The organism is Amycolatopsis sp. NPDC088138 (genome assembly GCF_044741685.1).
In the GTDB taxonomy this organism is placed as follows: Bacteria; Actinomycetota; Actinomycetes; order Mycobacteriales; family Pseudonocardiaceae; genus Amycolatopsis.
Genome location: NZ_JBIUTB010000002.1, coordinates 1212382 through 1235022 on the forward strand (window position 1 = coordinate 1212382; position 22641 = coordinate 1235022).

Annotated in this window: 25 protein-coding genes; 10 read left to right on the plus strand and 15 right to left on the minus strand. The window is 72.3% G+C overall.

What is annotated here, in order from left to right; translation table 11 throughout:
- Window positions 1-369: 369 nt before the first annotated feature.
- From ACIOD2_RS13290 to ACIOD2_RS13315, 6 genes are all read right to left on the minus strand, one after another.
- Entirely contained in the window at window positions 370-1002 is a 633-nt protein-coding gene (locus ACIOD2_RS13290; RefSeq protein ID WP_400537344.1) for a PaaI family thioesterase, read from the minus strand.
- A 46-nt stretch (window positions 1003-1048) separates the two neighbouring features.
- The gene (locus ACIOD2_RS13295) at window positions 1049-1435 is read right to left on the minus strand and encodes an STAS domain-containing protein (RefSeq protein ID WP_400537346.1); all 387 of its coding nucleotides are present in this window, start codon (window positions 1433-1435) and stop codon (window positions 1049-1051) included.
- 63 nt (window positions 1436-1498) lie between these two features.
- Window positions 1499-1954: a hypothetical protein gene (locus ACIOD2_RS13300; protein ID WP_400537348.1), complete on the minus strand. Its 456-nt coding sequence runs from the start codon at window positions 1952-1954 to the stop codon at window positions 1499-1501.
- Entirely contained in the window at window positions 1948-2127 is a 180-nt protein-coding gene (locus ACIOD2_RS13305) for a hypothetical protein (protein WP_400537350.1), read from the minus strand. The genes ACIOD2_RS13300 and ACIOD2_RS13305 overlap by 7 nt, the downstream gene beginning before the upstream one ends.
- 113 nt (window positions 2128-2240) lie before the next feature.
- The gene (locus tag ACIOD2_RS13310) at window positions 2241-5708 is read right to left on the minus strand and encodes a ricin-type beta-trefoil lectin domain protein (RefSeq protein WP_400537352.1); all 3468 of its coding nucleotides are present in this window, start codon (window positions 5706-5708) and stop codon (window positions 2241-2243) included.
- A gap of 97 nt (window positions 5709-5805) precedes the next feature.
- Entirely contained in the window at window positions 5806-6693 is an 888-nt protein-coding gene (locus ACIOD2_RS13315) for an alpha/beta fold hydrolase (RefSeq protein WP_400537354.1), read from the minus strand.
- Window positions 6694-6773: 80 nt separating this feature from the next.
- Between ACIOD2_RS13315 and ACIOD2_RS13320 the strand changes: the two genes are divergently transcribed.
- From ACIOD2_RS13320 to ACIOD2_RS13330, 3 genes are all read left to right on the plus strand, one after another.
- On the plus strand, window positions 6774-7337 hold the full coding sequence (locus ACIOD2_RS13320) for a carboxymuconolactone decarboxylase family protein (RefSeq protein ID WP_400537356.1): 564 nt from the start codon (window positions 6774-6776) through the stop codon (window positions 7335-7337).
- Window positions 7330-8127 (plus strand): helix-turn-helix domain-containing protein, encoded by a 798-nt coding sequence (locus tag ACIOD2_RS13325; RefSeq protein ID WP_400537358.1) that lies wholly within the window; start codon window positions 7330-7332, stop codon window positions 8125-8127. The genes ACIOD2_RS13320 and ACIOD2_RS13325 overlap by 8 nt, the downstream gene beginning before the upstream one ends.
- Before the next feature lie 80 nt (window positions 8128-8207).
- Window positions 8208-8948, plus strand: coding sequence for an SDR family oxidoreductase (locus ACIOD2_RS13330; RefSeq protein WP_400537360.1), 741 nt, complete (start codon window positions 8208-8210; stop codon window positions 8946-8948).
- 91 nt (window positions 8949-9039) lie between these two features.
- On the opposite strand, the gene ACIOD2_RS13335 is transcribed toward ACIOD2_RS13330, so the two are convergent.
- Window positions 9040-9936, minus strand: a complete 897-nt coding sequence (locus tag ACIOD2_RS13335) for a LysR family transcriptional regulator (RefSeq protein WP_400537362.1) — start codon at window positions 9934-9936, stop codon at window positions 9040-9042.
- Between the two features lie 125 nt (window positions 9937-10061).
- On the opposite strand from ACIOD2_RS13335, the gene ACIOD2_RS13340 reads away from it, so the two are divergent.
- Window positions 10062-11258, plus strand: coding sequence for a serine hydrolase domain-containing protein (locus ACIOD2_RS13340; RefSeq protein ID WP_400537364.1), 1197 nt, complete (start codon window positions 10062-10064; stop codon window positions 11256-11258).
- On the opposite strand, the gene ACIOD2_RS13345 is transcribed toward ACIOD2_RS13340, so the two are convergent.
- Window positions 11245-11955, minus strand: coding sequence for an alpha/beta fold hydrolase (locus tag ACIOD2_RS13345; protein ID WP_400537366.1), 711 nt, complete (start codon window positions 11953-11955; stop codon window positions 11245-11247). The two genes, ACIOD2_RS13340 and ACIOD2_RS13345, sit on opposite strands and share 14 nt — an antisense overlap.
- 71 nt (window positions 11956-12026) lie before the next feature.
- Here ACIOD2_RS13345 and ACIOD2_RS13350 point away from each other — a divergent pair, with 71 nt between their 5' ends.
- From ACIOD2_RS13350 to ACIOD2_RS13365, 4 genes are read left to right on the plus strand one after another with little or no spacing between them, the layout of a single operon-like run.
- Window positions 12027-12980, plus strand: a complete 954-nt coding sequence (locus tag ACIOD2_RS13350) for a GlxA family transcriptional regulator (RefSeq protein WP_400537368.1) — start codon at window positions 12027-12029, stop codon at window positions 12978-12980.
- 27 nt (window positions 12981-13007) lie between these two features.
- Window positions 13008-13808, plus strand: coding sequence for an alpha/beta fold hydrolase (locus tag ACIOD2_RS13355; protein ID WP_400537370.1), 801 nt, complete (start codon window positions 13008-13010; stop codon window positions 13806-13808).
- A complete protein-coding gene (locus ACIOD2_RS13360) occupies window positions 13808-15037 on the plus strand; it encodes a PP2C family protein-serine/threonine phosphatase (RefSeq protein ID WP_400537372.1) in 1230 nt (409 codons plus the stop codon). Before ACIOD2_RS13355 ends, ACIOD2_RS13360 begins: the two co-directional genes overlap by 1 nt.
- On the plus strand, window positions 15034-15372 hold the full coding sequence (locus ACIOD2_RS13365; protein WP_400537374.1) for an STAS domain-containing protein: 339 nt from the start codon (window positions 15034-15036) through the stop codon (window positions 15370-15372). The genes ACIOD2_RS13360 and ACIOD2_RS13365 overlap by 4 nt, the downstream gene beginning before the upstream one ends.
- A gap of 13 nt (window positions 15373-15385) precedes the next feature.
- On the opposite strand, the gene ACIOD2_RS13370 is transcribed toward ACIOD2_RS13365, so the two are convergent.
- Both ACIOD2_RS13370 and ACIOD2_RS13375 read right to left on the minus strand, forming a co-directional pair.
- Window positions 15386-15778, minus strand: coding sequence for a hypothetical protein (locus ACIOD2_RS13370; protein ID WP_400537376.1), 393 nt, complete (start codon window positions 15776-15778; stop codon window positions 15386-15388).
- 81 nt (window positions 15779-15859) lie between these two features.
- Window positions 15860-16336, minus strand: coding sequence for a M15 family metallopeptidase (locus tag ACIOD2_RS13375; RefSeq protein WP_400537378.1), 477 nt, complete (start codon window positions 16334-16336; stop codon window positions 15860-15862).
- An 87-nt stretch (window positions 16337-16423) separates the two neighbouring features.
- Here ACIOD2_RS13375 and ACIOD2_RS13380 point away from each other — a divergent pair, with 87 nt between their 5' ends.
- Both ACIOD2_RS13380 and ACIOD2_RS13385 read left to right on the plus strand, forming a co-directional pair.
- Window positions 16424-17092 carry a response regulator transcription factor gene (locus ACIOD2_RS13380; RefSeq protein WP_400537380.1) on the plus strand — a complete coding sequence of 223 codons (669 nt, stop codon included), beginning with the start codon at window positions 16424-16426 and terminating at the stop codon, window positions 17090-17092.
- Complete coding sequence (locus ACIOD2_RS13385) at window positions 17085-18176, plus strand: sensor histidine kinase (RefSeq protein WP_400537382.1); 1092 nt, start codon at window positions 17085-17087, stop codon at window positions 18174-18176. Before ACIOD2_RS13380 ends, ACIOD2_RS13385 begins: the two co-directional genes overlap by 8 nt.
- Here ACIOD2_RS13385 and ACIOD2_RS13390 read toward each other — a convergent pair.
- From ACIOD2_RS13390 to ACIOD2_RS13410, 5 genes are all read right to left on the minus strand, one after another.
- The gene (locus tag ACIOD2_RS13390) at window positions 18173-18547 is read right to left on the minus strand and encodes a hypothetical protein (RefSeq protein ID WP_400537384.1); all 375 of its coding nucleotides are present in this window, start codon (window positions 18545-18547) and stop codon (window positions 18173-18175) included. The two genes, ACIOD2_RS13385 and ACIOD2_RS13390, sit on opposite strands and share 4 nt — an antisense overlap.
- Window positions 18548-18687: 140 nt before the next feature.
- Window positions 18688-19839: a UDP-N-acetylglucosamine--N-acetylmuramyl-(pentapeptide) pyrophosphoryl-undecaprenol N-acetylglucosamine transferase gene (locus tag ACIOD2_RS13395; RefSeq protein ID WP_400538036.1), complete on the minus strand. Its 1152-nt coding sequence runs from the start codon at window positions 19837-19839 to the stop codon at window positions 18688-18690.
- The gene (vanX, locus tag ACIOD2_RS13400; protein ID WP_400537386.1) at window positions 19805-20410 is read right to left on the minus strand and encodes a D-Ala-D-Ala dipeptidase VanX; all 606 of its coding nucleotides are present in this window, start codon (window positions 20408-20410) and stop codon (window positions 19805-19807) included. Before vanX ends, ACIOD2_RS13395 begins: the two co-directional genes overlap by 35 nt.
- Complete coding sequence (gene vanA / locus ACIOD2_RS13405) at window positions 20407-21432, minus strand: D-alanine--(R)-lactate ligase (protein ID WP_400537388.1); 1026 nt, start codon at window positions 21430-21432, stop codon at window positions 20407-20409. Before vanA ends, vanX begins: the two co-directional genes overlap by 4 nt.
- Entirely contained in the window at window positions 21429-22433 is a 1005-nt protein-coding gene (locus ACIOD2_RS13410) for a D-isomer specific 2-hydroxyacid dehydrogenase family protein (protein ID WP_400537390.1), read from the minus strand. The genes vanA and ACIOD2_RS13410 overlap by 4 nt, the downstream gene beginning before the upstream one ends.
- Window positions 22434-22641 lie beyond the last annotated feature (208 nt).

The window sequence follows — 22641 nt, forward strand, 5'->3', positions numbered from 1 at the left end:
TGGTCGACTCGTGTGCCTGGATGGACGACTCGCGTGATTGCGAGGTCGACTCGTGTGATTGGGGAGTCGACTCGTGGTTGGAGGGTCGGTTGGCGTGTCTGGGCGGACGACTCGCGTACCTGGATGGACGACTCGCGTGCCTGGAGGGTCGACTCGTGTGATTGCGAGGTCGACTCGCGTGATTGGGGAGACGACTCGTGTGGTTGGAAGGTCGGCTGGCGTGCTTGGAGGGACGACTCGCGTACCTGGGCGGACGACTCGCGTGCCTGGGTGGTCGGTTCGTGTGTCTGGAGGGTCGACTCGTGTGATTGCGAGGTCGGCTCGCGTGATTGGGGGGTCGACACGCCAAGCGGGGCGGGTCGGGGCGGGTCAGGGAGTCGGGGTTTGGCCTGGGCGGAACTGGACCAGCAGCGCGGTTGCCGTGGCGCAGACCAGGTCTCCCGCTCGTAGCTCGCCCGTTGCGTGGAGCTTGCGGCCGTCGCGGGTGGTGAGGCGGCCTTCTGCCGTCAGCGGGACGCCGTAGGGCGTGCCGTGGCGGTAGTCGACCGTCAGGGAGGCCGTCATGCCGGGGAAGCCCGCCGCGGCGGTGGCGCGGCCCAGGACGTGGTCCAGGATCGCCGCGACCCAGCCGCCGTGGACGCGGCCGGGCGGGCCTTCGTGCGCCGGGCCGAGGAGGACGTCGGCGCGGACCGCGTCCGGGCCGACGTGGACCCACGACACCGGCGGGGCGAGCGGGTTTCCCGGTCCTTCGACCGGGTTGTTGACGCTCAGGTGCCCGCCGCCATCGAGCGCGGCGAGCAGCAGCGGCGGCTCGCCGCCGGCCGAGCGCAGCGCCTCGGTGACGTCCTCGATCCGCGCCGCGGCGGCGACCAGGGCGTCCTCGTCGTCGCGCACGCACACCGCGGTGTCGATCAGCTCCCGGATCCGGGCAGCGAGCAGCGCTCGCGCGGGCGGCACGCCGGTGACCACCGGGAAAGCGCCCCTGAGCTGTGGTTCGGCCATCGCACTCCCGCCCGCGGAAACTAGAACAGGTTCCACATTAGCGGACTCAGGACATGTTCAGCGCGTCGTCCACGGTCGGGGCGAGGGTGATCAGGTCGTGCGCGCCGGCGAGGCGGATGGTCTTGAGCACGGTGGGGCCCTCGGCGACGACGCGCAGCCCGGTGGGGGCGTCGTCGGCGTCACGGCTCGCCCGCACGATGGCGTTGATGCCGCTCGAATCGAGGAAGGTCACCCCGGTCAGGTCCAGCACGACGGGCCCGGCCGCGGCGGCTTGCACGGCGGTCAGGGTCCGGCTGAACTCCGGCACGGTCAAGAGGTCGAGCTCGTCGGACACGGCGACGATCACGGCGTCACCGCGGCGGCTGACACTGCACTGGAAGGCCGGCTGCTCGTCCGGGATCACCAGCGGCTCGGGGGGTTCGTTGCTGGGCACGGTTCAAGTCTCTCCCGGCGGCCGGGTGGCCGCAGCGTGGTGCCCGGGTTCCGGTGCTCGCCGTCACTCCGGCAGCGCCGCGCCCGAGGTCACGGTCCGCAGCCCCGCCCGCAGCAGCCGGGCGATCTGCGGCGGCGTCCAGCCGGTGCGGGTGGCGAGCTCGGCGGTGGTGAGGTGGTCCACGGCGGTGGACCACAGCGCGAAGCGCTGGCGCGGCGGCAGCAGCGTCACCTCGTCGAGCAGCACCGCGTCGTGCAGGGCCGCGTCGAGCCGCGCGCGGTCGATCCGCGGGGCCAGGTCCGCCCGCAGCGCCACCAGCACGCGGGCCCGCACCCGCCGCCCGGCGGCGGTGTCCCGGCACCGCCGGTCCAGCTCCGGTGCCGCGTCGAGGACCCGGCGGCACAACGCCGTGCTCGTCCGCGGGGACCGCCCGGTCTGCTTCGCGACGCGGTAGATCAGCGTCAGCATCCGTTCGGGGAGTTCGGGAACGGCGGAGCGCCACGCGGTCGTGGTCAGCATTCCTTCGCCCGGACGCCGGCCCGCGGCGGCTCTCCGGGCAGGTGGCTCAGCAGCCAGGTGAGCTCGGCGGCGTCGATCAGCCCGGCGTCGGCCGCGCGGATCCAGGCGCAGGCGGCGCGCCGGGTGAACTCCGGCGTGAGGAGGGGTCTCGTCGCGTGCTGGACGACGGCCATCAGCTGCTCCCGATCGGCGAAGTGGTGCGTGTTCGGCCACCGGGGTCCAGGGTTGCCTCGACGTCGTGTTCCTCCGGGAGTTTAACGCCCGCCGCCGCCCGCCGCAGCGGTGGTCACGAGCCCAGCGTGAACCGCTGGGCGGTGGTCGAGTTGCAGTCGTGGATCCGCAGCCGGTCCCCGGCCTTGCCCGCGTTGTCCGGGTCGTCGAGGCACCGCCCGGAGGCGGCGTTGCGCAGCGCCCCGCCCGGCGCCGCGACCCACTGCTGGGCGGCGGTGCCGTTGCAGTCCCACAGCTGGACGGGCGTGTCGTTCGCGGTGCTCGCGTTGGGCACGTCGAGGCACTTCCCCAGCGTCCGCAGTGACGAGTCGCCCGGTGCGCTCCACCGCTGGGCGTCGGAGCCGTTGCAGCCGTAGAGCTGCACCGCGGTGCCCGACGCCGGGTAGGCGCCGGCCACGTCGGCGCAGAGCCCGGCCGGGCCGGTGACCGGCGCCGGCGGGAACTTCCACGCCTGGTCGGAGGTGTCGGCGCAGTCGGCCAGGCGCATCCCGTCACCCGCCGTCGTGGCGGCCAGGCACCGCGTGGAGTTCACCAGCTTGCCCGCGCTGGTCAGGCTCCACGCCTGCGCGGCCGACCCGTTGCAGGTGTAGAGCTGGACCGGGGTGCCCGCGGCCGTCCCGCCGCCGGCGACGTCGAGGCACTTGCCGAGGACACGCACCGCGCCGGCGGACGGCGGCGCGAACTGCTGGCCCGCCGTGTGGTCGCAGGCGGCCAGCTCGAGCGGCGTCCCGTCGGCCGTCTGTCCGTTGTGGACGGACAGGCAGAGCCCGCCGCGTCCGTTCACCTGACCGGCCGCCGGGTTGCCGGCAGCCGAGCCGGTCAACGTGACGGTGTGCCGGGTGTTCGACGGCAGGCTCGCCGTCGACACCGTGACCGTGCGGTAGTTGGTGTTGTACGCCCAGGCCGTCTCGGGCAGCCGCTGACCGTCCACGGAAACCGCGGTGGGCGCGGCCGAGTTGGCCAGCCGGAGGGTGTAGGCCCGCGCCGGGGCGCTGCCGGAGGCCGGGTCGACGGTGAGCGTCTTCGCCGCGTCCTGCCAGCCGAACCGGGTGGTCGACGACGCCCCGGCGCCTTCGCCGGAGTCCTCGTACAGCGAGAAGCTCCCGTCGGCCCCCGCGGTCACGTTCAGGGTGAGCTGGTCGAGCGGCGCCGCGGCGTTGTCGGTGTAGTTCGTGCGGATCGGCACGACGCCACCCGCCTTCACCAGCACCGGCATCTCCGACAGGGGCTTGGTGATCGTCGCCGTCGACGGTCCGGTGTAGACGGTGCCGGTGAAGTAGTCGGTCCAGGTGCCCGGCGGGATCCACGCCGAGACCGAGCCGCCGGCCGAGGTGATCGGCGCGACGAGGACGTTGTCGCCGTAGAGGTACTCCTGCGGGTGGGTGTAGGCCGCGTCCTGGTCCGGGTAGTTCAGGTAGAGCGGCCGGGTGATCGGCACGCCGGTCTGGTTCGCCTGCTTGGCGAGGGTGTAGGTGTAGGGCACCAGCGATTCGCGCAGCCGCAGGAACTTCTCCGCGCTGTCACCCGCCGCGCCGGGGTAGTCCCACGGCAGCCGGTCGCCGTGGTCGGAGTGCAGCCGGTCGATCGGCTGGAAGGTGCCCAGCTGCAGCCACCGGGCGTAGAGCTCGTCGGGCAGGTGGCCGCCGTGGAAGCTGCCGATGTCGTGGCTGACGTTGCTGAGCCCGGCCGCGGCCTCGTCCGGCGTGAAGTGGGCTTCGTAGGCGAGCATGTCCCAGCTCAAGGGCGTGTCACCGGTGAACTGGAGGGTGTTGCGGCGTTCCGACCACGGGCCCAGCGGGTAGCTGCTGTGGATGCCGCCCTGCTCGGCGCCGCCGATCCGGCCGAAGGAGAACCCGCGCAGGCCCTGCGCCGCCGCGTGGTCGGCGTAGGCCTGGTTGATGAAGTTGTCCGGCGCCACGCCCGGGTCCGACGCCGTCGAGCGGCCGCAGGTGGTGCAGTAGTCCAGCCACCACGTCCGGACGCCCTGGGCGTCGAACGGCTTGTGCAGGTCGAAGTAGGATCGCAGGTGCGCGGGGTTCGACCAGTCCCACACGTAGTTCGAGCCGTCGGGGATCAGCCCGCCCGCGGTCGAGTTCGCCGCCGCGAACTTCGGGTCGTTGCCCGCGATCGACGTGTGGATGTTGAGCGAGACGGCGAGACCCTGCTGTTTCGTCCAGTTCAGGAACCCCTGCGGGTCCGGGAAGAGCCCGGTGTTCCAGTTCCAGCCGTTCCACTGCGACGGCGACTTCCAGTCGGTGTCGACGACCAGCCAGTCGATCGGGGTGAACGTCGAGCGGAACTTCGGCAGCAGCGAAGTGCGGTAGTCGTTGTCGGAGTAGGCGAAGTAGCGGGAGAACCAGACGCCGTAGGCCGACCGCGGCAGCAGTGCCGTGCCGCCGGCGAGCGTGTTGAGATCGGTCAGGCCCTGCTTGAAGTCCTTGCCGTAACCGAAGAAGTAACCGTCCTGGTAGGGCTGCGCGCCGTGCGACGGCCGGTCCGTGACGGTGCGGTCGGCGTTGAGCACGGCCGAGCGCGTGTCGTCGAGCAGGTACCAGCCGTCGCGGTCGAGCAGGCCGGGGTGCTGCGGTGTCGGCACGGCCTCCGGGTTGTCCAGCGACCGGTCCCAGCCGCCGAGCACGGATTTGGGGCCGGCGCCGTAGGCGGTGCTGAGCAGCGAGGTGTCGGCGGCGGGGTAGGCCCCGGTGGCCGTGGTGACGGCGAGGCCGTCGAGGTTGACGTTGCCCGAGTCGCCGCTCTTGCGGTCGATGCGGACGGCGTTCGTCCCGGCGTTCAGCGGGACCGTCACCGACGCGGTCGCCCAGGTGTTCCAGGACGACGTCGCCGGCAGCGAGAGCTTCGGCCCGGCCACGCCGTTGACCGTGGTGGACAGGGTGCGGGTGGTGGTCTGGCCGTCGCCGCCCTGCGCGTTCGCGTACCGGACGGTGAGCCGGTACTGCCCGGCCGACGGGACCGCGGAGACGTCCTGGGCGAGCGACGCGCCGACCGAGGTGAACCCGGCGAGGAAGCCCGAACCGGTGTTGCCGGTGTGGTCGTAGGCGGTCGACGCCGAGCCGCCCGGGACGCCGTTCTCGGCCTCGCAGGCGGTGGCGAACGCGCAGTACGACGGGAACAGCGGCTGCGCGGTGACGTTCGTGGCGGTGAGCTGCACCGAGGTGTTGTCCCGGGTGAACGGCCCGCTGTTCTGCCGGTACCGCAGCGTCAGGCTCGCGGTCCGGATCTCGCGGAAGCCGCCGGTCACCGTGGTCGTGTAGGCGGGCTCGGGGATCGACCGGTTGACGGCGGTGAAGGTGGCCAGGTCCTGGAACCGGTCGTCACCGGCGTATTCGAGCCGGATCAGCGTCGGCGACAGCACCGCGAACCGCGCGTGCCCGTCCTGGACGACGCTTTGGCTCTGCAGCTGGGGTTTCGCCTCCTGCGCGGTGGCGACGCCGGTGAACGTGACCACCCCGGTCAGGAGCGCCACGATGGTCTGGACCGTCTTCAGCGACTGTGATCGGAACACGCGCACTCCCTTGTCCACGCTCCAGGCCACGCAACTCCTGATCCACTGTCGGGCTTGTCCACAGGACAAGTCAGCCGCCGAATGCAGCAGCCGCCGGTCAAAGCAGGCTCGTCACCGCCGCCGCGAACGCTTCGGGCGCCTCCTGCGGGGCGTTGTGCCCCACGCCGTCCAGCAGCCGGTGCTCGTACGGCCCGGTGAAGTGCTCCCGGTCGCCGGACGAGCTCGGCCCGAGCAGGCCGTCGGCGCCGGTCTCCAGCATCACCGTCGGCACGGTGATCGGCGGCTGCCGCGCGATCAGGTCTTCCAGCGCCTGGTAGCGCGGATCTCCCGCGGCCAGGCCGTAGCGGTGCCGGTAGGAGTGGATCACGACGTCGACGAAGTCGGGGTTGTGCAGGCTCGGCGCGCTCGCCGGGAAGGCCGCGGCGGCCCCGGACCACGTGGGTGACCAGGTCCGCCACAGGAGTGCGCACAGCTCCTCGCGGTTGCGGTCCAGACCACGGCGCCCGCGCTCGGAGTGGAAGTAGTACTGGTACCAGAACGTGGCTTCCCATTCGGGTTTCGCGGGTTCGTTGGCGCCGGCGATGTCCTGGACGTTGTACCCGTCGACGGTGACCAGGCCGTGCACGCGCTCGGGGTGCAGGGCGGCGGTGATGCACGCCGCGCGCCCGCCCCAGTCGTAGCCGGCGAGGACCGCGGTGCCGATGCCGAGGGCGTCCATGAACTCGACGAGGTCCTGGGCGAGCGCCGCCTGCTGCCCGGATCGCGGGGTGGCCGCGTCGCGGAACGACGTGGCGCCGAACCCGCGCAGGTAGGGCGCCAGGACCCAGGCGCGGCCGGACAGGAGCTCCGCGACGTCGTCGTAGGCCCGCACGTCGTAGGGGAAGCCGTGGAGCAGGATCACCGGGACCGCGCCGGGGGAGCCGGTGTGTTCGTACGCGACGTCCAGGGTCGGGGTGCCGATCCGTCCGGTCGAAGAGAAGCCCATGCGCGGATCCTCGCACGGAGGGGCGGCATTTACCTCCGAGGGAATTGGTTCGGCTCCGGCGCCGTCGCAGACTTCGGGTCATGACCAGTTATCCGATCCACACCACCGAGACCGCTCCCGAAGCCGAGCCGCTGAAGGTGCTCCAGGAGGCGTTCGGGTTCGTGCCGGCCGCGGCCGGGCTCATGGCCAATTCGCCGGCGCTGCTGAACACCTTCTTCTCCGCGTTCGGGCACTTCCGGGGCGGCGGCACGTTCGGCCCGGACGAACGGCAGGTCCTTCTGCTGTCCAACGCCGTCGCCAACGGCAGCGAATGGGCGGTCGCGTTCCACACCCTGGAGTCGCTCGCGGACGGTGTCGAGCCGGCCGTGGTCGAGGCCCTGCGCCGCGGCGAACGGCCCGCCGACCCGCGGATGGCCGCGCTGTCGGCGCTCACCCGCGCGTTCATCGGCAAGCGGGGCCACCTCGACGACGCGGACGTGGCGGCGTTCACCGCGGCCGGTTTCACCCAGGAGCAGGTGTTCGAGGTGATCACCGGCGTCGCGATCTCCACGATGACGAACTACACCGCGAACGTCGCCCGGCCGCCGTTGGAGCCGGCCGTGCGGCCGCACGCCTGGACCGCGGGATACTCGGACGGTGTCTGACGTCGGTCCACTGCTGAAACACTGGCGCGGCGCCCGGCGGCTGAGCCAGCTGGCGCTGGCCGCCGAGGCCGCGGTGTCGATCCGCCACCTGTGCTTCCTCGAGACCGGGCGCGCGAAACCCAGCCGCGCCATGGTGCTGAAGCTCGCCGAGGTGCTCGACGTGCCGCTGCGCGAACGCAACACCTTGCTGCTCAGTGCCGGGTTCTCACCCGAGTACCCGGAGTCCGCATTGGACGCACCGGAGCTGTCCGCCGTCCGCGAGGCGCTCGAAACCATCCTGGCGCAGCAGGAGCCGTTCCCGGCGCTGGTGATGGACCGGAACTGGGACATCCGGCACACGAACACCGCGGCCCGCCGGTTCTTCGCCTTCCTCCAGGACGGCCGGGAGACGACCCCACCCGGGCCGTCGAACGTGCTGCGCCGGATGTTCCACCCCGACGGCGTCCGCCCGAACGTGACGAACTGGGCCGAGGTCGCGGAGGCCCTCGTCCGGCGGGCCCGCCGCGAGGCGATCGGCGGTGTCACCGACGAGCGCGCCCAGCGGATCCTCGACGAGGTGCTGGACTACCCCGGGGTGCCGGCGTCGCTGCGCTCGCTCGACGCGACGACGCCGGTGCTGCCGATCGTGCCGATCCGCTACGCCCGCGGTGACCGGCGCTTCGACTACTTCTCCACCGTGACGACGCTCGGCACCCCGCAGGACGTGACCCTGCAGGAGCTGCGGATCGAGTGCTTCTTCCCGATGAACGACGAGACCCGGGAGCACGCGCGGCAGCTCGCCGGGGAGTGAGCCTCGATGGACAAGTGGACAAGTGTCCGCTACCTTCGATTAAGCGGACACCTGTCCGCATCAATCGACGGGAGTGTGTCATGTCAGGCATCGAGGGGAAGGTCGTCGCCATCACGGGGGCGAGCGGCGGCATCGGCGAGGCCGTGGCCCGCCTGCTCGCGGAACGCGGCGCGGCGGTCGTCGTCGGCGCGCGCCGGGCGGATCGCCTGGACGAGCTGGTCGGCGACATCACCGACCGCGGCGGGCGAGCCGTCGCCTGCGCCACCGACGTCACCGTCCAGGCCGACGTCGAACGGCTCGTCGCCCGGGCCGTCGAGGAGTTCGGCCGGCTCGACGTGTTCGTGGGCAACGCCGGGATCAGCAAGATCGGCCCGGTGGCGGACCTCGACGTCGCCGGCTGGTCGGCGATGATCGACGTCAACCTCCGCGGTGTGCTGCACGGCATCGCCGCCGCCCTGCCGGTGTTCCAGCGACAGGGCCGGGGCCACCTGGTGACGACGGTGTCGACGTCCGGGCTGAAGATCACACCCACGATGGCGGTCTACGCCGCCACCAAGAACGCCGTCCGCACCCTGCTGGAAGGACTCCGCCAGGAGTCCACCGACGGCGCCCTCCGGACCACGGCGATCTCCCCGGGGTTCGTCCGGACCGACCTGGCCGACTCGATCGACAACGCCGAGGTACGCGCGGAGATCCGCCGCGGCATCGACGAGTTCGCCATCGCGCCGGCGGCGGTTGCTCGTGCGGTGGCTTTCGCGGTGGAGCAGCCGTATGACGTGGAGATCGGTGAGCTGGTGATCCGGCCGACGGTGCAGGGTTGAGTGCGGGCCTGGTTGTCGCGGATTCCGGTTGAGCAGGTGCCGGTGTGCGCGGAGGTTCGCCGCAGCTGGTCATCCGGCCCACCGTCCAGGGTTAACGGATCTCCGCCAGCACCTCGCGGACCCGGTCGCGCAGCCAGCGGTGGGCCTTGTCGTTCTCGTAGCGCTGGTGCCAGGACACCACGAGCGGCACCGGCGGCCGGGGGATCGGCAGGGGCACGATCACCAGGCCCAGTGCCTCGATCACGCCCGCGCACATGCCTTCCGGCACCGCCGTGACGAACTCGCCCAGCCGGACCACGCCGAGCGCGGCCGTGGTGGTCGGCACCGTCGCGACGACCCGCCGCTCGAGTCCTTGTCCGGCCAGGACGTCGTCCATCGGGTCGCGCAGCCGGCCGCGCCGGCTGATCCGGACGTGCAGCGCGTCGGCGTAGCGCCGCAGGGTCGGTTTCCGCTTGGCGAAGGGGTGCTCCGGCGCGACGGCGAGCACCAGCCGGTCCTCGAAGAAGGTCTCCGACCGGATCTCCGGGGAGTCCGGGGCCGCGCTGCCGAGCTCGAGGTCGACCTGGCCGCGGCGCAGTTCGTGGGTGTCCACACTGGACTCGGCGAGCAGCCGCAACCGGGCTCCCGGCGCCGCGTGGCAGACCGCCGCGATGAGCCCGGGACCCAGCGCGGTGGTGATCGCGTCGTGGCAGACCAGCGTGAACACCCGGTCGAGCGCGGCCAGGTCGAGCGCCCGTTCCGGCGCGAGCACGCTTTCGGCCTGCTGCACCAGATCGCGGACCTGGGCCCGGACCGCCAGGGCGTACGGCGTCGGCGTCATCGTCCGCCCGGTGCGGACCAGGATCTCGTCGCCGGTGACCCGCCGGATCCGCCCGAGCGCCCGGCTCACCGCGGGCGACGACAGGTGCAGGCGATCCGCGGCCGCGGCCACGCTGCCCTCCTCGAGCAGCGCGTCCAGCGCCGTGAGGAGGTTCAGGTCCAGGTGCATGGCGCGAAGCGTACTGGGGGTGGTGCCTGCACTACCCCCGGAACTCCGGTCAGCTGGCTCGTGACCGCGCCGGATCGTCCCTAGGTTTCCCTTGTCGGTTCGGCTTTCCGAGAGGGGACACCAAAATGAGCAGCACCTTGAGCCGCCGCGTCATCGCCTTGACGGTGGCCGGCGGTATCGCACTGACCGCCCTGGCCGCACCCGCCGACGCGGCCGCGTCGAACGGCCTGGCCGAGCTGGCCCAGCGGACCGTCGACGCGGGAGCGCCGGGCGTTGTCGTCCGGGTCGGTACCGGCCACGGGCCGCCGATCGAGCTGGCCCGGCAGGCGCCGTGGACCACGGCCGACCACCGGCTGAGCCCCGGCGACGAACTGCGCGTCGGGTCGAACACCAAGACGATGGTCGCGACCATGGTGCTGCAACTGGTCGCGGAGAACCGGCTCAGCCTGGCCGATCCGGTCGGGAAGTGGTTGCCGGGCCTGGTTCCCGGCGGACAAGCGATCACCCTCAAGATGTTGCTGAACCACACCAGCGGGCTGTTCGACAACACCGACGACGAAGAGGTGCTCGAGTCGGTCTTCGGCCTCCGGCAACGGCCATGGACCGCGGAACAGCTCCTGGCCGCCGGGACCCGGCACCCGGCGTTGTTCCCGCCGGGGCAGAAGTGGTCGTACAGCAACACGAACTACGTCGCGCTGGGGCTCGTGCTGGAGAAGGCCACCGGCCGGACCCTGCCCGCGTTGTTCCGGCAGCGCATCATCGAGCCCCTCGGCTTGAAGGACACGTACTACGGCTCCCCTGACCGCCGGAAGCTCGCCCACGGCTACGAACCCGACGCCGCGCACCTGAAGGAGCTGATCCCGGACCTGCCGGACGGCTTCCGGTTCGCGGGACCGGAACACGACGGCCACGCCGACGTCACCGGGATCGACCCGGACTGGGCCGGTGCCGCCGGCGGTGTCGTGTCGACCGCCCGCGACTGGGACCGGTTCCTCACGGCGCTGCTCTCCGGCCGGCTGCTGCCGCCGGCCCAGCTGCGGGAGATGAAGACGATGATCCCGGCCGATCCGGCCCATCCGGAGGCCGGGAGTTACGGGCTCGGGTTGGCGCAGCTGGACACGCCGTGTGGTCCGGTTTACGGCCACACGGGCGGCATCCCGGGCTACCGGTCCGACCTGTTCACCGACAGTACGGGAAGCCGCAGCGTCGAGGTGTTCGTCACCGAGCAGCAGGGTCTGCTCGAGCCGGGCCTCGCCGCCGCGCACCAGGCGCTGATCACCGGCGCGGTGTGTGCCATGTACGGGAAACCTACGGCGCCGTGACGTCCTTTGTGGACTCGAAGATCGCGCGGGCGACCACGTCGGGTTGCGAGAGCGGGACGGCGTGGGAGGCGTCGACCTCGGTGATCGCCGAGCCCGCCCGTCCGGCCATCCACCGCTGGGCTTCCGTGGGGATCGACCGGTCCGCGGTGGCGACCACGGCCCAGGACGGGAGTGTCCGCCAGGTGGCCGTCCCGTCGAAGCTCTGGGACAGCGCCGCCGGGTCGAACGGGCGCTGGGCGGCGGCCAGCACCCGCGCCTCGGCCGGTTCGACGTCGGCGGCGTAGGCCGGGGCGAACACCTCTGGACGGAGGTAGGCCTCCTGGCCGCCGGGGTAGTCCCGGAAGAGCAGGTTGTCAGGGCCGAGGAGACTGCCGGGGAACTTGCCGTTCAGCTCACCGGCCGTCTCACCGGCGTCCTGCTGGAACGCGGCGACGAATACGAGCGCCCGCACCGCCGGGGTGAGCGCGTCCGGCGCGGAGAGCACCGAACCCGCGTAGGAGTGGCCGGCGACGACGAGCGGCCCGGGCAGCGTCTCGAGGAACCGGCGCAGGTAGGCGATGTCGCCGTCGAGGGTGCGCAGGGGCAGGGCCGGCGCGAGCACCGCGTGCCCCTCGGCCTGCAGGATCGGGGAGACGCGGCGCCACACCGAAGCGTCGGTCAGTGCGCCGTGGACGAGAACAACGGTCTTGGTGGTCATACCGGAAAGTCTGGGCTTTCCCGGCGTGCTCGAGCAGTGGCAGGACTGCCTCTCAGCGCTACGATCCTGCCATGGCCCGTCACCGTCTGGTCGTCGTCCTGCTCGACGAAGTCCTCCCGCTGGACTACGCGATCCCGTTGCACGTCTTCGCCCGCGAAGCGCCGGAGGCCTACGACGTGGTGACCGCGTCGGTGGACGGCCGGCCGGTGCCGGTCGCGGGCGGGACGTCGGTCGTGCCCGACGGCGGCCTCGATCTGCTGCGCAGGGCGCGCACGGTGATCGTGCCCGGGTACGCGGACGCGGCCGGCCGGCGGCTGCCCGGGATGGTGGTGCGCGCGCTGGCCGCGGCGCACCGCCGCGGGGCCCGGATGATCTCGATCTGCTCCGGGGCGTTCGCGCTGGCCGAGGCCGGTGTCCTCGACGGGCTGACGGTGACGACGCACTGGTCGCTGTGCGACGACCTGGCCGCGCGGTTCCCGGCGGTGACGGTGGACCAGTCGCTGCTCGTCGCCGGTACCGACGCGGTGCTGACGTCCGGCGGGGTGACCGCCGGGGTCGACCTGTGCCTGCACGTCCTGCAGAGCGATCTCGGCGCCGCGGCGGCGCGCCACGTCTCGCGGCGGGTCGTGATGGCGCCGCGGGCGCCGGACGGGCAGCGGCAGTTCGTCGAGAAGAAGGTCGTGCCGCCCGGGGACGACGTCATCGCCCGCGCCCAGCAGTGGATGCTCACCGCGATGCGGGAGAACCTGTCGGTGCGGGACATGGCCGAGCGCGTCACCATGGCCGAGCGGACGTTCCACCGCCGGTTCCGCGAACGGACGGGTGTGCCGCCGCTGTCGTGGCTGCGCGAGCAGCGCATCGCCCGCGCGAAGGAGCTGCTGGAGAACTCGGACCTGCCGATCGAGGAGATCGCCCGGGAGGTCGGCCTGGGCTCGCCGGCCAACCTGCGGGCGCAGTTCCGCCGCGCGACGAACGTCTCCCCGCGTGAGCACCGGCGGCTGTTCGCGTTCGGCCAGGCGGGCTGAGCGCGTGCCACCTGGCAGGATGGCGTGATGGACGCACGCAGCAGGAACAACGTGGTCGTCACGGGCCCGGCCGACGGTCCCGTGGTGCTGCTGGCCCACGGCTTCGGCTGCGACCAGAACCTCTGGCGGCTCGTCGTCCCGGCGCTGGCCCGGCACTTCCGGGTGGTGGTGTTCGACCACGTCGGCGCGGGCAAGTCGGACGCCTCGTCGTGGTCGGCGGAGCGGTACGCCGGCCTCGGCGCCTACGCCTCGGACGTCCTGGACATCTGCGCCGAGCTCGACCTGCGCGACGTGACGCTCGTCGGCCACTCCGTGTCGGCGATGATCGCCGTGCTGGCCGTGATCCGCGCGCCGGAGCGGTTCGCGAAGCTGGTGCTCCTCACGCCGTCGCCGTGTTACCTCGACGACGGCGACTACCGCGGCGGGTTCAGCCGGGCGGACATCGACGAGCTGCTGGAGTCGCTCGACGCCAACTACCTGGGCTGGTCGGCGGCCATGGCGCCGGTCATCATGGGCAACCCCGAGCGGCCGGAGCTGGGCGGCGAGCTGACCGACAGCTTCTGCCGCACCGACCCGGTGATCGCGCGGGTGTTCGCCCGCGCCACGTTCCTGTCCGACAACCGCGCCGACCTGCCGCGGGTCGCCGTGCCCACGCTGGTGATCCAGACCGCTCAGGACGCGATCGCGCCACCGGAGGTCGGCCGGTTCGTGCACGAGCAGATCGACGGCAGCACCCTCGTGACGCTCGACGCGACCGGGCACTGCCCCCAGCTCAGCGCGCCGGAAGCCACCGCCGAAGCGATCCGGGCGTTCGCGGGCCCGCGGTGATGTGCGAGGCGGGGGACACCGACGGCAGCAGCGAGGGCACGGTCGGGGACGCGTTCCCGGCCCTGCTCGAAGACAGCGCCGAAGACCTCTACGAGCACGCGCCGTGCGGGTACCTCTCGACGCTGATGGACGGCACCATCGCGAAGATCAACACCACACTGCTCGGCTGGCTGGGCCACCGCCGGGACGAACTCGTCGGGCGGCGGCGGTTCGCCGACCTGCTGACCGTCGGCGGCCGGATCTACCACGAGACCCACATCGCGCCGATGCTGGCGATGCACGGCGAGGCCGGCGGCCTGGCCCTGGAGCTGCGCACCGCCGGCGGGACCCGGCTGCCGGTGCTCGTGACCTCGACGGTCAAGAAGGGCGCGGACGGCACACCCCAGCTGATCCGCAGCACGATCTTCGACGCCCGTGACCGCCGCGCCTACGAAGAGGAGCTGCTGCGCGCCCGCCGTCAAGCCGACCTCGAACGCGACCGGGCGCGCGAGCTCGCGGGCATCCTCCAGCGCACCCTGCTCCCGCCCGCACTGCCGGTGGTGCCCGGCATGGAGGTCGCCGCGCACTACCACCCCGCCTCGGCCGACGAGGTCGGCGGCGACTTCTACGACCTGTTCCCGCTCACCGGCGGCACCTGGGGCTTCTTCCTCGGCGACGTCTCCGGCAAGGGCGCCGTCGCGGCCGCCGTGACGTCCTTGGTCCGCTACACCCTGCGCGCCGCCGCCGTCTACGACCCCGATCCCGTCGGCGTGCTGCGCAACCTCAACACCGTGCTGCACCAGGAGTTCCGCGGCTCCGACCCGCGGTACTGCACGGTCGTCTACGGCTCGCTGACCCCCGAAGCCGGCGGCTGCGTGATCACCCTCGCCGGTGGCGGGCACCCGCCGGCGCTCCTCGTCCGGGCGGCCGGCACGGTCGAGTTCGTCGAAACGCCGGGCGGCATGCTCGTCGGCGCGGTCCCCGACGCCCGGTTCACCAAGGTCGGCCTGCGCCTGGGCCCCGGCGACACCCTGCTGCTCTACAGCGACGGCCTCACCGAGGCCCGCACGTCGCCCGGCCGGGCCCGTTACAGCGAAGAGGAGCTGCGGGAGTTCCTCACGACACCCGCCCCGACCACGGCACCGGCGGTGACGGCCGCGCTGAAGGCCCTGCTGACGAGCTTCGGTGACGGCGTCGAGGACGACACGGCTCTGCTCGCGTTGAGCATCCCGTCGGAGCCGGCACCGTGACCGCGGGCTTCACGACCGCCACCCGCACGGAGGCCGACGGCACGGTCCTCGCGTTCACCGGCGAGCTGGACGCCGCCACCGCCCCCACCGCCTTGACGGCGATCCAGGCGCTGACCCTGCGCCGCGGCGAGCAGCTGGTCGTCGACCTGTCCGCGCTGACGTTCTGCGACTCGAGTGGCATTTCGGCGCTGCTGGCCGCGCGCAACCTCGCCCTGGCCGCCGACGCCGTGATCGCGCTGGTCGGCGTCCCCCGCCAGCTGCAGCGCAGCCTGAAGCTGATCGGCCTGGCGGCCTTCTTCCCGGCGTACGCCACGATCGAGGACGCACTGTCCTAAAAGGACTGAACGGTCAGGCGATCAGGTCGTCCCACCGGACGAGGACGGCGGCCGCGAGCAGCCCGCCGACGAGGATCTTGGCGATGATCAGCAGCGCGCCCGCGCCGGTGACCTGCCCGAGGTCCAGCAGCACCTCGGCGAGGAACGCCCCCGCCAGGATCTTCGCGCCCCAGCGCCGCCGGAAGGCGACGGCGAGCACGCCGACCAGCTGCACCGCGGAGGCGAGCAGCGCGAGCACGAACCACGGCGACGTCTCGTCCCCGTGGTCCAGCTCGTCCACCAGCACGCGGATCTGCGCGATCAGCAGGACGGCCGTGCCGAGCCCGAACAGCACCAGCATCACGGGCAGGAAGATCCGTCCGGCCTTCTTCTCGGTGGCGGGTTCGGGCACACGGCGACGAGGCACGCCGGCCTCCCTCGGCTCGATGACCTGAACCTCTCACCGTGCCCGAAACCGCCCCGCTTGACCATCGGTCATTTGCCGTAGTCACCGCCGCATCCTCGGATCGTGCGTGGGGTCGGGGTACAGGGGCGGGCGGCCGCCGTCGACGGCTTCCGGGCGCAGCTCGTAGTGCCAGGGTTCGTTGCGGTAGATCTGGCACAGCCCGTACCGGGCGCCGTGCTCGGACAGCCACGCCCGCGCGTCGGCGGGCCCGACGTCGACCGCGTCGCCCCGCACGTGCGCCGACGTGGCGGGGGTGGCCACCCAGCGGGCCGCCTCCTCGGCCGAGCCGTACTTCGAGACGGCGTCGTGGAGCAGCTGTTCCTGGTACTCCGGGGACCGCCAGCCACCGTTGACGACGAACCCGACGCCGTCGCGAGCGGCATCGGTGGCCGCACGGCGCAGGGCACCGAGCAGCGCGGGATCGAGGTTGGCCACGGCCGGGGTCTCGTCGTCGAAGACCGGCACGGGGACGGGGACGGCGCCGTGGGCCTGCCGGACGGCGGGTTCGAAGTCGGGCATGCTCCCCAGCCAAGGCCGCGCGGTGTTGCCGTCCCGTATCCGGCTTCGGATATGCGGGCGATATGCGCGGGCTCCTAGCATCGGAGGATGCGCGTGCTGATCGTCGAGGACGAGCCCTACCTGGCCGAAGCCATCCGGGACGGGCTGCGCCTGGAAGCGATCGCCGCCGACATCGCCGGTGACGGTGACACGGCCCTGGAGCTGCTGGGCGTCAACGCCTACGACATCGCCGTGCTCGACCGCGACGTCCCCGGCCCCTCCGGTGACGAGATCGCCGAGCACATCGTGGCTTCCGGCAGCGGCATGCCGATCCTCATGCTCACCGCCGCCGACCGGCTCGACGACAAGGCCACCGGGTTCGAGCTCGGCGCCGACGACTACCTCACCAAGCCGTTCGCGCTCCAGGAGCTCGTGCTCCGGCTCCGGGCCCTCGACCGGCGGCGGGCGCACAACCGGCCGCCGGTGCGGGAGATCGCGGGCCTGCGGCTGGACCCGTTCCGCCGCGAGGTCTACCGCGACGGCCGTTACGTCGCGCTGACCAGGAAGCAGTTCGCCGTGCTCGAGGTGCTCGTCGCCGCCGAAGGCGGGGTGATCAGCGCCGAAGAGCTGCTGGAGCGGGCCTGGGACGAGAACGCCGACCCGTTCACCAACGCCGTCCGCATCACGGTCTCGACGCTGCGCAAGCGGCTCGGCGAACCCTGGCTGATCGCCACGGTGGCGGGGGTCGGCTACCGCATCGGGGGCGAGGGTGAATAGGGCGCCGGGGCTGAGCGTCCGCCTCAAGCTGACCCTCAGCTACGCCGGCTTCCTCATGGTCGCGGGTGCCCTGCTGCTCGGCGCGGTGTGGGTGTTCCTCCTGCGGTACGTCCCCGACCGCGCGATGCTCTACGTCCCCGACGGCACCGCGCTCAACGGCGTTTTCCCCGTCCGGTCCACGCTCCTGCACGTGTTCCTGCCGAGGGCGGCCGCGGTGGCGGGGTTCCTGCTGGTGTTCGGCCTGCTGGGCGGGTGGCTGCTCGCCGGCCGGATGCTCGGCCCGCTGGTCCGGATCACCGCCGCCACCCGGATGTCCGCGAGCGGCTCGCTCTCCCACCGGATCAACCTGGAGGGCCGCCGCGACGAGTTCCGCGAGCTGGCCGACAGCTTCGACGCCATGCTCGCGCGGCTCGAAGCGCACGTCGGCGAGCAGCGGCGGTTCGCGGCGAACGCCTCCCACGAGCTGCGCACCCCGCTGGCGACCACGCAGGCCCTGCTCGAGGTGGCCCGCAAGGATCCGGACGGCCCCACCGGCGAACTCGTCGAGCGCCTCCACGCGGTCAACACCCGCGCGATCGAGCTCACCGAGGCGCTGCTCCTGCTCAGCCGCAGCGGCCAGCGCTCCTTCACCCCGGAGCGCGTCGACCTGTCCCTGGTCGCGGAAGAAGCCACCGAAACCCTGCTGCCCCTGGCGGAGAAGCGCGGTGTCACGGTCCGGACGTCCGGGGACATGACGCCCGTCGGCGGCTCACCCGCGCTCCTGCTGCAGCTGACGACGAACCTCCTGCACAACGCGATCGTCCACAACCTCCCCGAAAACGGGACCGTGCAGATCGACACCGCCGTCCGCCCCGGGTTCGTCGTGCTGACCGTCGAGAACACCGGCGACAAGCTCACCCCGCAGCTGGTCTCGACCCTCACGGAACCGTTCCAGCGCGGCGCCGAACGCATCCGCAACGACCACGGCGGCGTCGGCCTGGGCCTGGCCATAGTCCGGAGCATCACCCGCGCCCACGACGGCATCCTCAACCTGACCGCTCGGCCTGGCGGCGGCCTGCGCGTCACGGTGCAGCTGCCCACTTAGGGTGATCCACGCCGCTCGGCGACGGTGGTGAGCACGTGCTGGGCCAGGACGTCGCCCGCGTCGGGGGTGCCGGTCGCGGACGCGCGGGCCGACATCGCCGCGATTCGTTCGGGGTCGGTGAGCAGCGGGATGGGGGGTCTCGATCCGAGCAGGTCAGGGATCGCGACGAGCACGGGGTGGGCCGCACGCCGTTCGGCGACGGTGGTGAGCACGTGGCGGGCCAGGACGTCGCCCGCGTCGGGTGTCCCGGTCGCAGACGCGCGGGCCGACATCGCCGCGATCCGGGCGGGGTCGGTGAGCAGCGGGATGGGTCTCGATCCGAGCAGCTCAGGGATCGCGACGAGCACGGGGTGGGCCGGCACCAGATCCACGCCGCTCGGCGACGGTGGTGAGCGCGTGGCGGGCCAGGACGTCGCCCGCGTCGGGGGTGCCGGCCGCGGCCGCCCGCGCCGACATCGCCGCAATCCGGGCGGGGGCGGTGAGCAGCGGGATGGGTCTCGATCCGCGCAGCTCAGCGATCGAGGTGAGCACGGGGTGGGCCAGCACCAGATCCACGCCGCTCGGCGACGGTGGTGAGCACGTGCCGGGCCAGGACGTCGCCCGCGTCGGGTGTCCCGGTCGCCGACGCCCGCTCCGACATCGCCGCGATCCGCGCCGGATCGGTGAGCACCGGGATCAGCGTCGTCTCGATCCAGCCCGGGTCCAGGTCCGCGTCGCGGACGAGCAGCCCGCCGCCCGCCGCGACCACCGGTTCGGCGTTCAGGCGCTGCTCACCGCCGCGCAGGGGCAGCGGGACGTACGCGGCGGGCAGGCCGACCGCGGCCAGCTCGGCGCACGTCATCGCGCCCGAGCGGCAGACCGCGAAGTCGGCCGCCGCGTAGGCGTGGTGCATCTCGTCGACGTAGGGGAGCACGACGTACGGCGGGTCGCCATCGGGCACCTCGACGACGTGCCGCGGCCCGGTGATGTGCAGCACCTGCATCCCGGCCCTTCGCAGCGCCGGTGCCGCGTCCGACACCGCGGTGTTGATCATCCCGGCGCCCTGCGAACCGCCGGTGACCAGCAGGACCGGGCCGTCAGGACGCAGGCCGAACCGCCGCCGGGCCTCCTCGCGCAGCGCCGTGCGGTCGAGCCCGGTGATCGACGGCCGCAGCGGGATCCCGACGGCGGTGGCGTGGGCCAGCCGGACGCCCGGCGCGGCGGTGAACACGTGCGTCGTCAGCCGGGCCGCCAGCCGGTTGGCCACCCCGGGCCGGGCGTTCGCCTCGTGCACGACGATCGGCATGCCCCGGCCGTGGGCGGCGAGGTAGGCCGCCATCGCCAGGTAACCGCCGAAGCCGACCACGACGTCGGCCCGCACGCGGTCGAGCACCGCCCCGGCCGCCAGCACCGCGTCGCGCAGCCTGCCGGGCGTCCGCAGCAGGGCCCCGTTCAGCGCGCGCGGCAGCGGCGCCGGCGGGATGAGCTCGAGCGGGTAGCCGCGGGCCGGGACGAGCGTGGTGTCCAGGCCGCGGACGGTGCCGAGCGCGGTGATCTCCGCGGCGGGCTCCAGCCGGCGCAGCGCGTCGGCGAGGTTCATCGCCGGCTCGATGTGCCCGGCCGAATGGCCGCCGGCGACCACGACGCGGCTAGGTGAGGGGAAAGTCAAAGTACGTGTCCGGATACGGTTCGTCGTTCAGGGTGTAGTGCCACCACTCGGCCGCGTACGCGCTGAACCCGCACGACTCCATGAGGGACCGGAGGTGACGGCGGTGGGCCGCCGCGGCCGGCGCGACACCCGGCGCGTCGTGGTGCGAGACCGCGTCCATCAGGTCGTGCCCGCCGCCCATCGGCACGGGTTCGCCGGTGGCCAGGTCGCAGAGCGTCAGGTCGACGGTGCTGCCGCGGCTGTGGCCCGACCGGGCCGCGACGTACCCCCGGCTGAACATCTCGGCCCGGTCGAGGTTCGGGTAGTGCTTCGCCTTCGTCCGGCCGTCTTCCGGCTGCCGCGCCCAGCGCAGGAAGCAGTCCACCGCGCGCTGCGGGCGGTAGCCGTCCCACACGAGCAGGCCGAAGCCCAGGGACTCGGCCTTCTCCTGTGCGTTCTCCAGGGCCGCGCACAAGGCCGTCGTGCCGACGATCCGGTCGGTCAGGTAACCGTCCACCGGCGCGCCGGTGAAGTTGTCCGCCGTGGCGTACTTGGCGTCCCAGCGCAGTCCGGGTACCAACTCGTCGACGTAACCGAAGCCCTTCATCGGAGTTTTCCGGTCAGGGTCAGGGAAATCAGCCGGTCGATCACCTCGGCGAGCGGCAACCCCGCTGCCGCCATCATCCGCGGGTAGCGGCTGTAGGAGGTCAGGCCGGGCAAGGTGTTGACCTCGTTGAGGACCACCGTTCCGTCGTCGGTGAGGAACAGGTCCACCCGCGCCAGCCCGCCGCAGCCCAGGGCGCGGTACACGGCCTTCGCCGTCTCCTGGACGAGTGCGCGTGCCTCCGCCGGGATGTCCGCGGGCACGATCGGGGTCGAGTTCTCGGAGCCGCTTTCGGGTGTGCTCTCCTGGTGGATCCGGAAGAACCCGTGCGACAGCGCGATGTGGTCCACCTCGCCCGCGATCAGGTCCGCGTCGTTCCCCAGGATCGCGCAGCCGACCTCGCTGCCGACGACGGCCTCTTCGACCAGCACCTTCGAGTCGTACTGCCGGGCGACCTCCACCGCACCCGCCAGTTCTTCCCGACGGGACACCTTGCTGACGCCGAACGACGACCCCGAACGCGCCGGCTTCACGAAGACGGGATAGGTGAGCCGGCCGGGATCGAGGTGCTCGTCCGCGGTGACCGTCCAGAACTTCGGCGTGGCGATTCCGGCGCTGCCGGCGACGGTGTAGGCCAGCGACTTGTCCATGCACAGCGCGGAACTCTGGATGTCGCAACCGGCGTACGGAATGCCGGACAGCTCCAGCAGCCCCTGGATCGCGCCGTCCTCGCCGCGCTTGCCGTGCAGCACCGGCAGCACGACGTCCAGGCCGATCGTCTCGTACTTCCCGTCCTCCAGGACGAGCAGCCCGCGGACGTCCCGGTCCGGCGAGAGCACGACCGGCCGGCCGTCCTCCCAGCCTTCGTCCGGGCCGTCACAAAGCTTCCAGGCGCCGGACTTCGTGATCCCGATCCAGAACGGCTCGTACTTCTCGGTGTCCAGGTTCTCCGCGACCGTGCGCGCGGACTTGACGGACACGGGATGCTCTTCCGAAGCGCCTCCGAAGAGGATGCCGATTCTCATATCCAATGCTGCTTTCCGCTCACGAATTTCCGGCAGTTGACGAGGGAGTTTTCGATGGTGTCGCGCAGGGCGCGGTCGGTGTAGTAGGCCGTGTGCGGGCTGATGAGCACATTCGGCAGTTCCTGCAGCCGCAACAGGTGTTTGCTGTCAACGGGTCTGTTCCGGAGGTCGGCGTAGAAGATGCCTTCTTCGCCTTCGAGGACGTCCAGCGCCGCACCGCCCAGTTCGCCGCTTTCCAATGCTGCGACAAGGGCTTCGGTGTCGACGAGGGAACCGCGTCCGGTGTTGACGACGAACGCGCCGCGCTTCATCCGCGCGATGCGCCGTCCGTCGAGGAGGTGGTGGGTTTCCGCGGTGAGCGGGGTGTGGAGCGTGACGACGTCGCTTAGCCGCAGCAGTTCGTCGAGCGGGACGTAGTCGACGAAGTCCTTGGGGTGGCTGTCATACGCGAGTACGCGGCACCCGAAACCCCGCAGCCGGTCCATGACCGCCGTGCCGATGCGCCCGGTTCCCAGCACCCCGACGGTCAGATCGCGCAGTTCCCGGCCCCGGACGTCGTCCAGCCGGTAGTCGTGGACGTCCGCGCGCCTGAGGGTGGAGCGTGCGTTGCGCACCGCCATCAACATCAGCATCACGGTGAAGTCGGCGACGCCGTCGGGCGAATAAGCCACGTTCTCGACGGAAATCCCGACGCTCTCCGCGTAACCGACGTCGACGTGGTCGAAGCCGACGCTCCGCGTGGAGAGGTACGCCACGCCGGCCCGGCTGAGCGCGAGGAGCGCGGCGCGGGTGACGGGGGTCTTGTGACCGACGCTGACGCACCGGTTCCCGGACGCCAGCCCGGCGTTGGCTTCGGACACGGCCGCGCCGGTGATGGCCGGCTCGACGCCGAAGCGCGGCGCCAGCTCCCGGAACAGGACGGCCTCGTCCGGCTCGCACCCGTAGACCGTGACACCCAGCGCCGGGACGGCCGAGGCGGAGGACCAGGACGTGTGGGACATGACCCCAGTCAAGGCACCGCGGTGTTGCCGTCCCGTATCCGGCTTCGGATACGCCGGCGATATGTGCCGGCTGGTAGCGACGAAGCGGGGGGGGGCCCGGGGGGGGGGGGGGGCGGGGGGGGGGGGGGGGGGGGGGGCCCCCGGGGGGGGGGGGGGGCGGGGCCGGGGCAATAGCCGCCGGCGGAGTGGACCACCCCCCGGGGGTGGG

Excerpts from the sequence above, each read along its gene's own strand:
- ACIOD2_RS13290 (WP_400537344.1), bottom strand. The coding sequence starts at position 1,002 with ATGGCCGAACCACAGCTCAGGGGCGCTTTCCCGGTGGTCACCGGCGTG.
- ACIOD2_RS13300 (WP_400537348.1), bottom strand. The coding sequence starts at position 1,954 with ATGCTGACCACGACCGCGTGGCGCTCCGCCGTTCCCGAACTCCCCGAA.
- ACIOD2_RS13305 (WP_400537350.1), bottom strand. The coding sequence starts at position 2,127 with ATGGCCGTCGTCCAGCACGCGACGAGACCCCTCCTCACGCCGGAGTTC.
- ACIOD2_RS13315 (WP_400537354.1), bottom strand. The coding sequence starts at position 6,693 with ATGGGCTTCTCTTCGACCGGACGGATCGGCACCCCGACCCTGGACGTC.
- ACIOD2_RS13320 (WP_400537356.1), top strand. The coding sequence starts at position 6,774 with ATGACCAGTTATCCGATCCACACCACCGAGACCGCTCCCGAAGCCGAG.
- ACIOD2_RS13330 (WP_400537360.1), top strand. The coding sequence starts at position 8,208 with ATGTCAGGCATCGAGGGGAAGGTCGTCGCCATCACGGGGGCGAGCGGC.
- ACIOD2_RS13335 (WP_400537362.1), bottom strand. The coding sequence starts at position 9,936 with ATGCACCTGGACCTGAACCTCCTCACGGCGCTGGACGCGCTGCTCGAG.
- ACIOD2_RS13340 (WP_400537364.1), top strand. The coding sequence starts at position 10,062 with ATGAGCAGCACCTTGAGCCGCCGCGTCATCGCCTTGACGGTGGCCGGC.
- ACIOD2_RS13345 (WP_400537366.1), bottom strand. The coding sequence starts at position 11,955 with ATGACCACCAAGACCGTTGTTCTCGTCCACGGCGCACTGACCGACGCT.
- ACIOD2_RS13350 (WP_400537368.1), top strand. The coding sequence starts at position 12,027 with ATGGCCCGTCACCGTCTGGTCGTCGTCCTGCTCGACGAAGTCCTCCCG.
- ACIOD2_RS13355 (WP_400537370.1), top strand. The coding sequence starts at position 13,008 with ATGGACGCACGCAGCAGGAACAACGTGGTCGTCACGGGCCCGGCCGAC.
- ACIOD2_RS13360 (WP_400537372.1), top strand. The coding sequence starts at position 13,808 with ATGTGCGAGGCGGGGGACACCGACGGCAGCAGCGAGGGCACGGTCGGG.
- ACIOD2_RS13375 (WP_400537378.1), bottom strand. The coding sequence starts at position 16,336 with ATGCCCGACTTCGAACCCGCCGTCCGGCAGGCCCACGGCGCCGTCCCC.
- ACIOD2_RS13380 (WP_400537380.1), top strand. The coding sequence starts at position 16,424 with ATGCGCGTGCTGATCGTCGAGGACGAGCCCTACCTGGCCGAAGCCATC.
- vanX (WP_400537386.1), bottom strand. The coding sequence starts at position 20,410 with ATGAAGGGCTTCGGTTACGTCGACGAGTTGGTACCCGGACTGCGCTGG.
- vanA (WP_400537388.1), bottom strand. The coding sequence starts at position 21,432 with ATGAGAATCGGCATCCTCTTCGGAGGCGCTTCGGAAGAGCATCCCGTG.
- ACIOD2_RS13410 (WP_400537390.1), bottom strand. The coding sequence starts at position 22,433 with ATGTCCCACACGTCCTGGTCCTCCGCCTCGGCCGTCCCGGCGCTGGGT.